This is a genomic window from Nibrella saemangeumensis (assembly GCF_039541915.1).
GTDB classification, from domain to species: domain Bacteria; phylum Bacteroidota; class Bacteroidia; order Cytophagales; family Spirosomataceae; genus Nibrella; species Nibrella saemangeumensis.
This window is the reverse complement of record NZ_BAABHD010000029.1, coordinates 286,225-300,329: the sequence shown is the minus strand read 5'-3', so window position 1 is coordinate 300,329 and position 14,105 is coordinate 286,225. Positions and strand designations below refer to the sequence as shown.

Below are 14,105 nucleotides of genomic sequence, written 5' to 3'. Positions count from 1 at the left end.
CGGCACCCTTACTTACTGATTTAATATGCTTAAGCAGAGTTATCGCTATGTGTTCCTGTGGTTGTCGGCTATTTTTCTGCTGTTGGCGGCCATACACTATGTTTGGCTAGACCGGGGGGTAGGCGGAGATGCGGGCGTTCAGTATCAGTTTAGTGTGCAGAATCGGGTCCTGACGGGCCTTCGGCAGAGCAAACAGGATCTGGAAAACCTGGAGAGACGGTTACAAAAGAGTGGGGTGGCTTCGTTTGATGCCCTGCTGTTTCAGACTCAGTTTCCGTACTATGTGTTCCGGAACGGTCAACTGGTGTTCTGGTCCGACCACCGCTTTGTACCTGATTACGTAACTATCTCCAGCGTAGGCTCACAGCCCAAACTGCTGGATTTTAATCAGGGGCAGTTCCTGACGAGCCGGCGGCAGGTTCGGCATGCCGGGGAGACCTATGACCTCGTTTCCCTGATCAATCTGTTCCGACGCTACCAAAAAGCCAATAACTACCTGCGCTCGGGTTATAACCCCGCTATTTTTGTCAGTGATCCTGTAGCCATTTCTGCCCGAAAACAGGCGCTTAACCTGAACATATTCGACGGCACTCCTTCGTTTTTGTTTTCGGTCGGACCACCCCAGGCCTCGTCCTTCCGCAACTATTTTGCTTCTACGGAAACCATCGTGCTGGCGCTGGGTAGTATCCTGCTGCTTGGCTTGTTTGTACTCTGGCAAATCAGGCATTTGAGACGAAACCGGCGGGCAGATACCGGTTTTCTCTGGCTGCTGGGCTACCTGGTTATGCTGCGGGTTTTCCTTCTCTACTTTGAGATACCGTTTGTATTCGGAAACCCGGAGGCTTTTAACCCAAAATACTTTTCTTCACTAGTAGCACCCTCGCTGGGCGATATGCTGATTAATGCCGCTTTTCTGGCTGCCGGCTTATTCTACCTGACCCGTTTTTACTTCCGCTTCCGGAGCTATCAATACCTGCTTCAACAGTCTCAGGCCGTGCAAATCAGCCTGTCGGTCCTGGGTGTGGTTCTGAGTTACCTGGTGTTTGCTCTGGCTTACAGCCGGTTGGTCACCATCTGTGCCAATCCGCGATTTGGCGTTGACATTACGCTGAGCATCCGGTTTACCGATCTGAAAATCGTGGGGTTACTGATTATCATCGGCATTGCCACTAGCTACTTTCTGGTAATGCATTTGCTCAGCAGCCTTTTTATCCGGTTTAACAAACCTGCGTCCAAAGGATTGATCTGGTTTATGGTCGGAACGGTAGTGTCCATGCCGCTGTTGCTGGGTTTCGGTCTCCTATGGGAGCCGGTCTGGCTGCTCAACAGCCTTTATTTTGTCATGTTGTTTTTGGCCCGTTTCCCCCGCGCTCTGTATCGGTTCCGGTATCAAACGTCATTGTACCTGATTTTTAGTGCCTTGCTCTGTGCGCTACTGCCGGCTTATGTGGTTTTCGATCAGGGTTTACGCAAGGAAGTGTTTCTCAAGCAGGAATTTGGCCGGCGGTTGCTTAAAACAAATGATGAACTGGGTGAACTCCTGTTGGATAAAGCCCTAAAAGCCGCAGCTATCGATCCCCAGATACGGCGTTCCTTCCTGAATGACCCGCTTTTTGCACGGGAACGTATCCAGCAACAGGTTAAGAGCGTGATCCTGGACCGGTATTTTGATACATATGATGTTCAGGTACTGTCGTTTGGTGCCAATGGATTGCCACTCGATCAATCCGATACTGACGAGCAGTATGCGACACTGGCTGCCCGATACCAGCTTCAGCGTTACAAAACGCAGTACCGTAGTCTGTTCCTGATCAACGAGTCGGCCGGGAGCTTCGCCAGACACTATGTAGGTTTTGCGCCGGTCGTGGGCGCCGGTGGAGAGCTTTTAGGGTATGTTGTGCTCACCCTGAAGAACATCAACGATATTCCCAGAAGTGTTTACAAGGAACTGCTGGTGGATAGTAAGTTTATCCAGACCGATGAATCCCACGACTTCAGCTACGCCTTGCTGGGGCCCGACCAGCAGGTCTTGTACAGCAGCGGCCAGTTTAATTATGAGGCTGAGCAGTCGGCCCGGTGGTTCGGCAACCCTGAATTATTCAGTAAAGGGATCACCTCAGAGGATTACCGGCACCTGGGCCTGATGGGAAAAGACGGTCGTACGATTATCGTTTCTTCGCCCAACCATCCCTTGTATACGCTGTTTGCCAATTTCTCGTTTCTGTTTTTGCTGCTGGTGCTGACGGTAAGTGCCGTTATTATTTACTATGCCATGACCTATGGCATGTCGCAGTTCAGCATCAATTATACCACGCGTATTCAGCTCATGCTGAATATGGCTTTCTTTATTCCCTTACTCCTGGTCATTACCATCAGCCTGAGTACGATCAAAGCCAATAATACGCAGGATCAGGAGCAGGCTTACGTTAAAAACACCAGTCATATCGCCTTCATCGTCAAGAGCTTTCTGGACGAACACCGGCAGGGAAAACGAAGTCTGGCGTCGCTGGAAGAACAGATAAAGGGCATAGCCAGTGAGGCTGATCTGGACATTAACTTGTTTGATGACCAGGGTCACCTCTATACGACCACCCGCCCAATTATATACGAGAGCAGGCACCTGTCCCGGTATATAAATCCATTGGCGTATACCCGCCTGGTTGAACACAAAGAGAAAGGGGTGTTGCTGAACGAGTCCCTGGGCAACAAAGAATATTACACCACGTATGTTCCCCTCAGAGCCGCCGATGGCCGAATGCTGGGTACGCTTAGTATTCCCTATTTTCTGGCCCGTCCTGAGCTTGACCGGCGGATCATTACCATTACCACCTCGGCGCTGAACGTCTTTACCCTGTTATTTCTGCTGTTCCTGATACTTTCTTATTTTGCCGCCAATCTGCTTACCCAGCCACTCCAGATCCTGACGCAGAAAATCCGCCGGACGAGCCTCAACAAGTTGAATGAGCCGTTGCCGTGGAAATCAGACGACGAGATCGGGCTGCTGATCAGTGAGTATAACCGGATGCTGATCAAGCTGGAGGAAAATAAACAGGCTCTGTCGCAGAGTGAAAAGGTATCGGCCTGGCAGGAAATGGCCAAACAGGTTGCCCACGAAATTAAAAACCCGCTGACGCCGATGAAACTCACGCTCCAGCACCTGCAGCGGAAAATTGCCGATCCCAATACCGGCAATCACCAGCTGTTCCGCCAAACGTTTGACTCGCTGCTCGATCAGATAGAAAACATCAGCGACATTGCCACGTCGTTCTCCGATTTCGCCAAAATGCCGCTGCCCCGTAACGAGATTTTTGATCTGACGCCGGTGGTCCATAAAGTGGTTGATCTGTACATGGAGGATACCCAGATTCATATCCACCGGCAGATGACCCCGTTACCGGTGATGATCCGGGGCGACCGCCAGCTGATGAGCCGGATACTGACCAATCTGATCCTGAACGGTATTCAGTCGGTACCGCCTGACCGCACTCCGCAGATTACCGTACGGTTATATACGGATTCGGTAAATGTGCATCTGGAGGTTCACGACAACGGAGCCGGCATTCCGAAGAGCATTCATACGAAAGTTTTCCTGCCCAACTTCAGTACCAAACACAATGGGTCGGGTTTGGGGCTGGCCATTGCCAAACGGGGTATTGAACACGCCGGAGGTAGTATCTGGTTTGATTCGGAGGAGGCCATCGGGACAACGTTCTACATCAGTCTCCCGCAGGTGGTAGTGGCTCCCACGCCAAACAGCCATTCCAAAGCCAAGGCATAAAAAGAACACCGTCCCTGAATCAACTTAGAAAGGAATCAGGGGCGGTGTTGTAGTTATGCGGGAATCAGACTTCCTCTTCAATCGTCACGTGTTTCCAGTTCTCGCCTGATCGGATGCGGTTCAGTTGTGTATGAGTGATGCCGAACTGCTTGGCAATCATTTTAAGACGGTTTTTATCGTTTCGCAGCAGTTTCTTGATAATCTTTACCTTGCTCTCAGTTAGCTTGTAATTGCGCGTACGCCGGGGAATAGTCCGGTTTTTCAGGTTCGGATTATTGCGGTTGTGCTCAATCATTTCTTCTTTACTAACCCACTGCAGATTCTGGTAATAATTGTTTTGCTTGTCGTGGTCCAGGTGAATGACAAACGTCTGCCCGTCTGTTTGACGGGAAAGGAAATGTTCGGCAACCAGTTTATGAACGTAGCGGTTTAAGGTCTTTCCACCGGAGCGGATGTTCAGCGACCGGTACCCTTGAATAGTTGAGCCTTTAATGATAGTTCCGTCACCTCCTGACTGAAAACTTCGTAAACGGCCATAGTTGGAAACTTCATATCGGGGCGGGTTTTCGACGCCTTCGAATACAATAAGCACCCATTTTTCATTCCAGAAGCTTTGGTTTTTTTTCTCAATCATGGGTTTGAATGGTTCAAATAGTAAGTAGTACGGCGGCTCGTATGGTGGCCATTTGTTAAACTAACATTAAACAGAATTGTTGCATTAAATTTTATCGAAGGTAACATAAAATTGCCTTGACAGTCAATAGGTTCCCACCCGTACAACCGTGGGAATAGCCAAAATTAACTAAAATTTAAGCGGAAGCGGTATGGAGAAAGTTAAATTTGTTGACAAAAGGTTACACAAAGCGGTGGTAACTGAGGAGATATGAAAACATTTTTGCTCCTGAGTAGTAATTTTCTTACAACCAAAAATAGCACAATGTCAGAGAAACGCAATAAAACCTTAGTGATAGGGGCCAGTGAAAAGCCAGACCGGTTTGCCTTCCGGGCGGCTAACAGCCTGCTGCGCCATGGGCATGATATTGAGTTGATTGGCCTGCGATCCGGTCAGATCCAGGGTCACCCGATTCAAACTGGGTTGCCGGATCTGGAAGATATAGATACGGTAACTATGTACGTAGGGGCCCGCAACCAGGGCCCATATTATGATTACCTGAAAAAATTAAAGCCACGACGCGTCATCTTCAATCCCGGTGCTGAAAATCCTGATCTGGAGCGGCAGTTGCAAAAAGAAGGCATTCAGCCCATCGAAGCCTGCACACTCGTTATGCTGGCGGTGGGAAACTATTAGAATTAAGAGTTAAGAATTAAATTCTTAACTCTTAATTCTAAATTACCATTTAATTAGTGCGGAGGCCCAGGTGAAGCCACTGCCGAAGGCCGCCAGGCAGATCAGATCGCCGGGCTTGACGCGGCCGTGTTCCCATGCTTCGCTGAGGGCTATCGGAATAGAGGCTGCGGTGGTATTGCCATAGCGCTGAATGTTGTTAACAATCTTTTCCTCCGGCAAATTCAGTTGTTGCCGTACGTACTCCGAAATGCGAATGTTGGCCTGGTGGGGTACCAATAGGGAGATATCTTCTTTGGTCAGTCCATTAGCGGTGAGTGACTCCTGAATCACTTCCGTAAACCTCACTACCGCATGTTTAAATACCGCATTGCCGTTCATAACCACATCAAAGCCTCCCTCGTCGATCATCTCTTTGGTGGCCGATCGATCGGGGCGGCTGCTGCCTGGCTCCTTCACGTACAGATCTTCGGCGTAGCGCCCGTCGGCATGAAGGTGGGTCGATAAGATGCGGTGCTCCGGGTTATCGGTAGCCTGAACCACGGCGGCACCGGCACCATCGCCAAAAATAACCGCTACACCGCGCCCTTTAGTGCTTTTGTCAATCCATGTCGACTGAATTTCGGAACCCACTACCAGAATAGTTTTGTACATACCGGTCCGGATAAACTGGTCAGCAATAGACAATGCATACACAAAGCCGGAGCATTGGTCACGGATATCAATGACGCCGATACCATCAACCCCCAATTCGCGCTGCATCAGAAAGCCGGAACCGGGGAAAAAATAATCGGGGGTAATGGTGGCGTAGACGATGAGATCAACGGCTTTGGCATCGACACCGGCCCGTTCCAGTGCCATGCGCGATGCGGCCGTGGCCATGCTGGCATTGGTATCTTTGCCGTAGGTAAAGTAGCGACGCTCCCTGATTCCGGTCCGTTCCTGAATCCAGGTGTCGGAGGTCTCCATATACTGGGTCAGGTCGTCGTTGGTAACGATGGTTTCGGGGACATAATAGCCGAGTCCCGTTATTTTAGAATAGGTCATGATCTTGCCGAAAAAGTCGGCAAAAATAGCACTTTTTTCGGTGGGTATGTCAGTATTCCGCTGATTATGCGGTATGGAGTGAGAAGGTATACTCTTCCATAATAAGATTGGCCAGCAGTTGACGGCAGGCTGAGTCAACGGTCTCGCGGGCCTTTTCTTCCGATTCGGCTTCTACCTCCAGGCGGATGTGCTTCCCGATGCGAACGTCGCCCACGGAGTCGATGTGGAGATTATGTAAGCCCAGACGAACGGCCTTGCCCTGCGGGTCCAGAATCTCTTTTTGGGGCATAATGTCAATTTCTGCAATGTATTTCATTGAATGACTGAATGGTTGAATGACTGAGTGATTGAATGACAGGTCAACCCTCATGCGTTTTGTTTTGGCGCAAATACCGATAACAGGATGTATAAAAAGATAATGAGCGGTACGGCTGCGAATCGCAAAATTAACAACAACAGCGCCGATACAATCAGAAAAATGAATTTTATCCGGTTTTTCCGCCAGCTGAATGTTTTAAACTTCAGCGCAAACAGAGGTAACTCCGCTACCAGCAGATAGGACATCAGCAGTGTATAGGCGTACAGCACATAGGGGTTAAGTACCCAGTTGGCATATTCAGGCTGGTAGGCCAGAATGAGAGGGAGGGCGGCAATGACCATGGCGTTGGCCGGCGTTGGCACCCCGATAAATGAATCACTCTGCCGGGTATCAATGTTGAACTTGGCCAGCCGCAGCGCGGAAAATACAGCCAGCGAGAACGACAGATAAGGCAGGAGGGAGGCAGTGTCTCCCTTCATTATCTCCGTGTCTGGACTCCGGAGCAGGCTGAACATAATAAAAGCAGGTAGCACACCGAATGTAACGCAGTCAGCCAGTGAGTCGAGTTCTTTGCCGATGGGTGACTGCGCCCGCAGGGCACGGGCCACAAAACCATCCAGGAAGTCCAGCACAGCCGCCAGCAGAATCAGCCACGAAGCTATGGTCAGTTCACCCTCAAAGACCTGAACGATACCCAGACAACCACACAACAGGTTGGCGCAGGTCATTGCATTGGGGAGGTGCTTTAGCATAATAATGAATGATTAATCATTCTCTGACAAAAGGGTTAGACCGCTTCTCGCGGCCGATGGTGGTCGATTCCATGTGGCCGGCGTAAACGGTATAATCGTCCGGTAGGGCGTACATTTTATTTTTAATGCTGCTGATCAGGTCGGCATGGCTGCAAAAGGGAAAATCGGTCCGGCCGATACTATCCCGGAAGAGTACATCTCCGCTGACAACATACCGCCCGGCATGGTTGACGAAAGCCACATGACCCGGCGCGTGGCCCGGTACGTAGATCACCGACAAGGTAGTGTTGCCAAAGCGGATAATATCGTGCTCATGCAGGTATTCATCCACTTCCGAGGGCTCGAAACCACGCAGGCCGTACAGCTGGCATCGCACCGGCACGTCGTTGAAAATGACCAGGTCGCGTTCGTGCAGGTAGAGTTTTACGCCGTATTTTCGCTTCACAAACGCACAGCCAAAGACGTGGTCGAGGTGGGCATGGGTCAGCAGCAGGTGTTTTACGGTCAGCTTATTGTCTTCGATGTACCGCGCCAGCGTTTCTTTTTCGGTTTGCTCGTAACAACCGGGATCAATTATGACCGCTTCGCCCGTATCGTCGGAGAGGACGTAGGTGTTTTCCTGAAATGGAGAGAAGACAAACGATTTGACCATGTCACAAAAGTAAAAATACCGTTGGTTTTTTATGTAAGTCCGGCTGAGCTGCTTTCCATTCCCGAATCGTCAGCGTGCGTACCAGCGCATCCGGTGCCGTCAGATTGCAGGCGATGCACAGGCGGCTGTCGGGCTGGCAATTCGTCAGAATGTCGCTTAGCAGTTGGTTATTGCGGTAGGGTGTTTCCATAAAAATCTGCGTCTGCTGCCGCTGCCGTGCTTCTTTCTCCAGGTGCCGCAGCGTTCGGCCCCGGTCCTGCCGGTCGATGGGCAGGTACCCGTGAAAAACAAAGGACTGACCGCTCATCCCCGACGCCATCAGCGCCAGCAGGATAGACGATGGCCCCACCAGCGGCACCACCTTAATGCCAAGCCGGTGCGCGAAACCCACCACCACCGCACCGGGGTCGGCTACACCCGGACAGCCTGCTTCCGACATAACCCCGGCGTTACGGTTCTGTTCGAGCACGGTCTGGAGTTGCTGGCGGGTTTCAGCTTCGGGCGTGTCTTTGCTCAGCTCGTAGAACGTCAGGTCATCAATGACTTTCCCCAGTTTCAGGCTGCTGATAAACCGCCGGGCGGTCCGGATATCCTCCGCAAAAAACACATCGGTGTGGCCGATCACTTCCCGCACCTGCGTAGGCAGCACCTGCTCTGCCGTTTCTTCGGCCAGTACAGTTGGGATGAGGTATAGGGTTGGCATTATAGTTGGCTTGAGGGATTGAGTTTTTTGTCATCCCGACAAAGGAGGGATCTTCGGGTGAGGCCCAAAAACCTCCGGTTACCAAAGATCCCTCATTCTTCGGGATGACAAAACGACCGTCGGGATGACAAAAAGGCCCAAGATTTAATCTAAAAATTTAATCAGCGCCTGCACAAAATCGTCGGGCTTCTCCGCCTGCACCCAGTGCCCGGCCCCGGCGATGGTAGCAACCTGGGCGTTGGGAAAGATGCGCCGTATGGTAGGAATATCTTCGTCCAGCACGTATGACGATTCGCTACCCCGTATAAACAAGGCAGGTTCGGTGACAATGCGCGGATTGGTTAGCTCCTCGCCGATGCCGTGAATCTCCCGCTCAATGATGGGCAGGTTGATACGCCAGTCGAACTGTCCCTGCTCATTTCGGTACAGGTTTTTCAACAGGAACTGCCGCACACCGACCGAGGGTTCATGGCGGCTCAGAATCGCATCAGCCTCGTTGCGACTTTTCAGGGTAGTCAGGTCAACGGCGTTTAGGCCCCGCAGAATATCACTGTGATGAACCGGGTAGAACTTGGGCGCAATATCGACCACTACCAGGTGGCTAAAGGTATCCGGATAGTTAATGGCATACTGCATCACCGTTTTGCCGCCCATGGAGTGGCCCATCAGTATGGGTTGACCGAGCTCCAGATCATCCACCAGTTCTTTCAGGTCGGCGGCCATGTTCTGGTAGTCAAAGTCACTGCTGCGGGGAGAGCGGCCGTGGTTGCGCTGGTCGGGCAGGATAACGCGGTAGCCCTGGTCGGCAATGGTTTTACTGATGGTGAGCCAGTTATCCGACGAGCCGAACAAGCCGTGTAAAATAAGGATAGGAATGCCGGTCTCGCCGACGGTACGATAGTAGAGCTTCATGGATCAGATCAGGTAAACTGTTTTTTCCCGTTGCTCGACCAGACGCCCGAACGTTTGGAGGGAAAGGCCATTTTCGGCGGCTACCCGCTCAAATTCGGCGGTGCTATCGGGATCAACGGCAATCAACAGGCCCCCCGAGGTCTGCGGATCGGCCAGAACGAAACGGTGGTGGTCGGAGAGGTTAACAATTTTATGGCCGTAGCTGTCCCAGTTTCGGTGCGTACCACCGGGTACACTCTTCTGGGCGAGGTATTCATCCAGCACCGGTAATTTCGGCACCCGGTTAAAGTCGATTTCCGCGCTTAATCCGCTGCCTTCGGCCATTTCGGTGAGGTGGCCCAGCAGGCCAAAACCCGTTACGTCGGTCAGCGCTTTGACATAGGGCAGGTGACCCAGCACAGCCCCGAACTTATTGAGTTGCGCCATTTGCGCGGGAGCGAGATCAGCGTGTTCGGGCAGAAGAATGCCTTTCTTTTGCGCCGTGGTCAGGATGCCGACCCCCAGCGGTTTGGTCAGGTACAGCCGGCAACCAGCCGTGGCGGTGTTATTTTGCTTCAGGTGCTGGAGCCGGACCTTGCCGGTGACGGCCAGTCCGAAAATCGGCTCCGGGCTGTCGATACTGTGGCCACCCGCCAGCGGAATACCGGCTTCCTGACAAATGGAGCGGCTGCCTTCCAGCACCTGACCGGCTACTTCGGGCGGCAGTTTGTCGATGGGCCAGCCCAGGATGGCAATAGCCATGATGGGTTCTCCACCCATAGCATATACGTCACTGATGGCATTGGCCGAGGCAATCCGGCCGAAATCGTAGGGATCATCCACGATAGGCATAAAAAAGTCGGTTGTGCTGATGATCGCTTCGCCATTGCCCATATCCATCACAGCGGCATCGTCGCGGCTGTCATTCCCCACCAGCAGGTTCGAAAAGTTCGGTTGGTCTGCTGTAGCGTTGGTATGGAGTATTTTGTCCAGGATCTTCGGAGAAATCTTGCAGCCGCAGCCGGCCCCGTGGCTGTATTGCGTGAGTTTATAGGTTTCTGTCTGTTGCATGTTGCTACAATATTAGCAATAGTCTGGGTTCAATAACAAAGGAAGAGCATTGGAAAACTGCCTGGCATGGCAAGCACTGATGCCTGATAATTGTTAAGCTTCCCAAACAAACCAAACGGGCAAAAGTTAATATAAGGGTTATAATAAAAGCCCATAGAATATGTGGGGTATTTCATGCATCCCCTTTATCAAACAACTAAATCAATGCCGTTATGTCTAAAAAATTACCGCGATTTCGGGCAGCCTTCCTGCTGCTTGGCAGTATGCTAGTGGTCATGCTGGGTAGCAGCGGGGCATGGGCGCAGGGTGTTACTACATCGTCTATCAGTGGCCTTGTCACCGATGCCAATGGTGAGGGCTTACCCGGCGCTACGGTCGTTGCGGTACATACCCCTTCGGGAACACGCTACGGAACCACCACCAATACCAGCGGCCGGTTCAATTTACCGGCGGTACGGATTGGCGGACCTTACCGGATTACGGTCTCTTACGTTGGCTATCAGGAGCAGGTCCGGGAAATCGTATCGGCAGAACTGAACACGCCCGTTGCCGCCGACTTCCGGTTAGCTGAAGAAGGGAGGCAGTTGACGGAGGTGGTAGTAACGTCGCAGCGGGGGGGAGTGATCGACTCCGAACGAACGGGGGTGGCTACCAACTTCAAGCGCGAGAATTTTGAGCGGTTACCAACCATCTCCCGGAGCTTTACCGATTTTAGTACGCTGACGCCCCAGGCCGGACCGGGATTTTCGTTCGGTGGCCGCAGTAACCTGTACAACAACTTTTCGATTGACGGATCAACTTCCAACAACGTATTCGGTCTGTCGGCTTTGCCGGGTGGTGCTGCCGGAACGCCCATCAGCGTCGATGCCATTGACCAGTTAAACGTGTCCATTTCCCCTTTTGATGTCAGCCAGGGTTCGTTTACTGGGGCTGGCGTAAACGCGGTGACCCGGTCCGGCACCAATGAGTTTCAGGGGTCGGTCTATGGCTTTTATCGCAACCAGAACTTTGTGGGTCGCAATGTAGAGGGCCAGCGGCAGGAACAGTTAAACTTCAACTTTTACAATGTCGGCGGGCGCCTGGGCGGTCCCATTATAAAGAATAAACTGTTCTTCTTCGTCAATGTGGAACAGGAGCGTCAGGCCGACCCGGCGGTCTTGTTCCCCGTTGGTGGCACCAACTCGCAGGGGCAGCCGTTTCAGCAAACAGCGGCTCGGGCCGATCTGGAGCGCCTGTCTACCTTTCTGCAGAATACTGGTACGAATAAACCCTGGACCTTCGATCCCGGTTCGCTGGGTACGTTTGACCAGCTAACGCAAAACTTCAAATTTCTGGCCAAGATCAACTGGAACATCAACGACCAGCATAAGCTGGTTGTACGCTATAACCAGTTGAACGCGTTCCGCGATACCCCTCCCAGTAACTCCGGTGGTTTTACATCGGCTCCTCCGGGTGGCCGTCAGAATAACAACAACGCCATTCCTTTCCAGTATTCCTGGTACCGACAGAACAACAATCTCCAGTCTATAATTGCTGAGTTGAACTCAACATTCGGTAATAAGTTTGCCAACAACCTACAGGTTGGCTATACCGCTTTCCGGGATTTTCGCCAGGCCGGTGGGGGTGCGGAAACGCCAAACTTCCCGTTGGTGGATATTGTTGGACCAAATGGCAATACCCTCACCTCCTTCGGTGCTGAAGCCTTTACGCCGAACAACCGGCTGGATCAGGACGTAATCCAGGTAAACGACCGGTTTGATATTTTCCTGGGTAAGCATACAGTCTCTTTAGGGACGGCAAACGAGTTTTATAAATTCTACAACGCGTTTACACCGCAAATCCGGGGTGTGTATCAGTACAACAGCGTCGATGATTTTATTAATAACGTTACGAGCCCGTCGGCGGCCAATGCCCCTACGCAATATGCGTTACAGTATTCGGCCGTTCCGGGGACGCCGGTGCCGACGGCCGAATTCAGCGCGGCTCAGCTCGGCTTTTATGCACAGGATAACATCAACCTTACCCGGACTTTCCGGTTAACGGCCGGTATCCGGTTAGACGTCCCTACGTATGATGACAGCAAACTGCTCCGTAACGTGGTAACCGATACCATGCGGTTTGCCGGTGGCGAGCAGATTCGGGTCAACCAGTTACCCAGAACCAATTACCTGTGGTCACCCCGGATTGGGTTCAACTGGGATGTGCTGGGTAACCGGTCTTTACAGATTCGTGGGGGAACAGGTATCTTCACCGGTCGCGTACCCTTCGTCTGGCTGTCGAATCAGGTTAGCAACAATGGGGTATTTTTCGGAACAGTCCTCCGCCAGGGGCAGGCTAACAATGCTAATTTTCCGTTCAATCCAGACCCGGCTGCGTATGTTCCCCAGCTAACCGGCGAGCCGGGCGTACCGCTGGCACCTACTTTTACCATAAATGCCACGACGCCAAACTTCAAGTTTCCGCAGGTATGGCGGACGAGCTTTGGGGTCGACAAAACATTACCCGGCGGCTGGATAGCGACCTTTGATGCCGTGTATTCCAAAGACATCAACGCTGTTTTCATTCGGGATGCCAACCTGGCTGAGCCTGTAGGTACCCTGGCCGGCGACGGCCGGCCTATCTGGGGCAATGCCTCCGGGACCGCTGGTGTTAACCCCCCGTTTGATCGCCGGATCAACGACCGGATCGTGCAGGCGCTGGTGCTGGACAACGTTAACCGGGGATACTCCTTAAGCATGACGGCGCAGATCCAGAAGCGGTTTGCCCGCGGCCTGGAAGGGTCACTGGCGTATACGTTTACGGACTCCAAAGATGTAAATGCACAGTCGGCGTCTACGGCAGGTAGTCTGTACACAGGTCAGGCCATTGTAACCAGCCCGAACCAGCCCAACCTGTCGTATTCAAACAACCTGATCCCCCACCGGGTTGTCGGGTTTATTCAATACCGGATGGAGTATCTGAATTTTCTGGCTACCACGGTGTCATTGACGTACCAGGGGCAGACTCGGGGTAACTACTCTTATGTGTATGGGGGCAATCCAAACAACGAGGGCATCAGCAACAATGACATGATTTATGTACCTCGCAATCAGAATGAGGTGATCCTGGTAACGACCAATGCTGCCGATACCCGGACCACCCAGCAAATCTGGGATCAGTTGAATGCTTTTATTGAGCAGGACCCCTATCTAAGCAAGCGTCGTGGCCAGTATGCCGAACGGAATGGTGCTTACCTGCCCTGGCAGCATCTGGTAAACCTCCGTCTGTTGCAGGATGTATTTACCAATGTCGGTGGTAAGCGCAATACCATTCAGTTGTCGGTCGATGTGCAGAATCTGCTGAACCTGCTGAACTCCAACTGGGGGCTGGCGCAGAGTGCCGCCCGGACCAACCTGCTGAACTTTGTCGGCTATGAAACGCCCAACACAAACACGGCAGCCACCACGGGACGGCCTATTTATTCGTTCGCTGAGCAGTCGCAGAATGTGGCACTGTCCAATCCTTTTATTAACAACCTGACACTGGCTTCGCGCTGGCAGTTGCAGTTGGGCCTTCGGTATATTTTCAACTAATCGAGCCAACGTTA

11 protein-coding genes are annotated in these 14,105 nt (G+C 52.1%); 3 read left to right on the top strand and 8 right to left on the bottom strand.

Translation table 11 applies throughout. The features are described 5' to 3' along the window. Positions 1–25 precede the first annotated feature (25 nt). On the top strand, positions 26–3,778 hold the full coding sequence (locus tag ABD949_RS14330) for an ATP-binding protein (protein WP_345244529.1): 3,753 nt from the start codon (positions 26–28) through the stop codon (positions 3,776–3,778). Positions 3,779–3,842: 64 nt separating this feature from the next. On the opposite strand, the gene ABD949_RS14325 is transcribed toward ABD949_RS14330, so the two are convergent. Beyond that, on the bottom strand, positions 3,843–4,412 hold the full coding sequence (locus ABD949_RS14325) for an HNH endonuclease (RefSeq protein WP_345244528.1): 570 nt from the start codon (positions 4,410–4,412) through the stop codon (positions 3,843–3,845). Between the two features lie 303 nt (positions 4,413–4,715). Here ABD949_RS14325 and ABD949_RS14320 point away from each other — a divergent pair, with 303 nt between their 5' ends. Next, positions 4,716–5,087: a CoA-binding protein gene (locus ABD949_RS14320; RefSeq protein ID WP_345244527.1), complete on the top strand. Its 372-nt coding sequence runs from the start codon at positions 4,716–4,718 to the stop codon at positions 5,085–5,087. A gap of 42 nt (positions 5,088–5,129) precedes the next feature. Here ABD949_RS14320 and ABD949_RS14315 read toward each other — a convergent pair whose 3' ends face one another. From ABD949_RS14315 to selD, 7 genes are all read right to left on the bottom strand, one after another. Then, on the bottom strand, positions 5,130–6,131 hold the full coding sequence (locus ABD949_RS14315) for a 3-oxoacyl-ACP synthase III family protein (RefSeq protein WP_345244526.1): 1,002 nt from the start codon (positions 6,129–6,131) through the stop codon (positions 5,130–5,132). Between the two features lie 64 nt (positions 6,132–6,195). Further along, on the bottom strand, positions 6,196–6,447 hold the full coding sequence (gene purS, locus ABD949_RS14310; RefSeq protein WP_345244525.1) for a phosphoribosylformylglycinamidine synthase subunit PurS: 252 nt from the start codon (positions 6,445–6,447) through the stop codon (positions 6,196–6,198). A 50-nt stretch (positions 6,448–6,497) separates the two neighbouring features. Beyond that, a complete protein-coding gene (gene pssA, locus ABD949_RS14305; RefSeq protein ID WP_345244524.1) occupies positions 6,498–7,202 on the bottom strand; it encodes a CDP-diacylglycerol--serine O-phosphatidyltransferase in 705 nt (234 codons plus the stop codon). Positions 7,203–7,218: 16 nt separating this feature from the next. Then, positions 7,219–7,854 carry an MBL fold metallo-hydrolase gene (locus ABD949_RS14300; RefSeq protein WP_345244523.1) on the bottom strand — a complete coding sequence of 212 codons (636 nt, stop codon included), beginning with the start codon at positions 7,852–7,854 and terminating at the stop codon, positions 7,219–7,221. Position 7,855: 1 nt separating this feature from the next. Further along, the gene (locus tag ABD949_RS14295) at positions 7,856–8,557 is read right to left on the bottom strand and encodes an SAM-dependent methyltransferase (protein WP_345244522.1); all 702 of its coding nucleotides are present in this window, start codon (positions 8,555–8,557) and stop codon (positions 7,856–7,858) included. A gap of 144 nt (positions 8,558–8,701) precedes the next feature. Continuing rightward, positions 8,702–9,469, bottom strand: a complete 768-nt coding sequence (locus ABD949_RS14290; RefSeq protein WP_345244521.1) for an alpha/beta fold hydrolase — start codon at positions 9,467–9,469, stop codon at positions 8,702–8,704. Positions 9,470–9,472: 3 nt separating this feature from the next. Then, positions 9,473–10,519 carry a selenide, water dikinase SelD gene (selD, locus tag ABD949_RS14285; protein ID WP_345244520.1) on the bottom strand — a complete coding sequence of 349 codons (1,047 nt, stop codon included), beginning with the start codon at positions 10,517–10,519 and terminating at the stop codon, positions 9,473–9,475. A gap of 212 nt (positions 10,520–10,731) precedes the next feature. Here selD and ABD949_RS14280 point away from each other — a divergent pair, with 212 nt between their 5' ends. Further along, the gene (locus ABD949_RS14280) at positions 10,732–14,091 is read left to right on the top strand and encodes a TonB-dependent receptor (protein WP_345244519.1); all 3,360 of its coding nucleotides are present in this window, start codon (positions 10,732–10,734) and stop codon (positions 14,089–14,091) included. Positions 14,092–14,105 lie beyond the last annotated feature (14 nt).

Bases quoted from the DNA above. Each gene is read 5' to 3' on its own strand.
- ABD949_RS14330 (WP_345244529.1), top strand. From the start codon at position 26: ATGCTTAAGCAGAGTTATCGCTATGTGTTCCTGTGGTTGTCGGCTATT.
- ABD949_RS14325 (WP_345244528.1), bottom strand. From the start codon at position 4,412: ATGATTGAGAAAAAAAACCAAAGCTTCTGGAATGAAAAATGGGTGCTT.
- ABD949_RS14320 (WP_345244527.1), top strand. From the start codon at position 4,716: ATGTCAGAGAAACGCAATAAAACCTTAGTGATAGGGGCCAGTGAAAAG.
- ABD949_RS14315 (WP_345244526.1), bottom strand. From the start codon at position 6,131: ATGACCTATTCTAAAATAACGGGACTCGGCTATTATGTCCCCGAAACC.
- purS (WP_345244525.1), bottom strand. From the start codon at position 6,447: ATGAAATACATTGCAGAAATTGACATTATGCCCCAAAAAGAGATTCTG.
- pssA (WP_345244524.1), bottom strand. From the start codon at position 7,202: ATGCTAAAGCACCTCCCCAATGCAATGACCTGCGCCAACCTGTTGTGT.
- ABD949_RS14300 (WP_345244523.1), bottom strand. From the start codon at position 7,854: ATGGTCAAATCGTTTGTCTTCTCTCCATTTCAGGAAAACACCTACGTC.
- ABD949_RS14295 (WP_345244522.1), bottom strand. From the start codon at position 8,557: ATGCCAACCCTATACCTCATCCCAACTGTACTGGCCGAAGAAACGGCA.
- ABD949_RS14290 (WP_345244521.1), bottom strand. From the start codon at position 9,469: ATGAAGCTCTACTATCGTACCGTCGGCGAGACCGGCATTCCTATCCTT.
- selD (WP_345244520.1), bottom strand. From the start codon at position 10,519: ATGCAACAGACAGAAACCTATAAACTCACGCAATACAGCCACGGGGCC.
- ABD949_RS14280 (WP_345244519.1), top strand. From the start codon at position 10,732: ATGTCTAAAAAATTACCGCGATTTCGGGCAGCCTTCCTGCTGCTTGGC.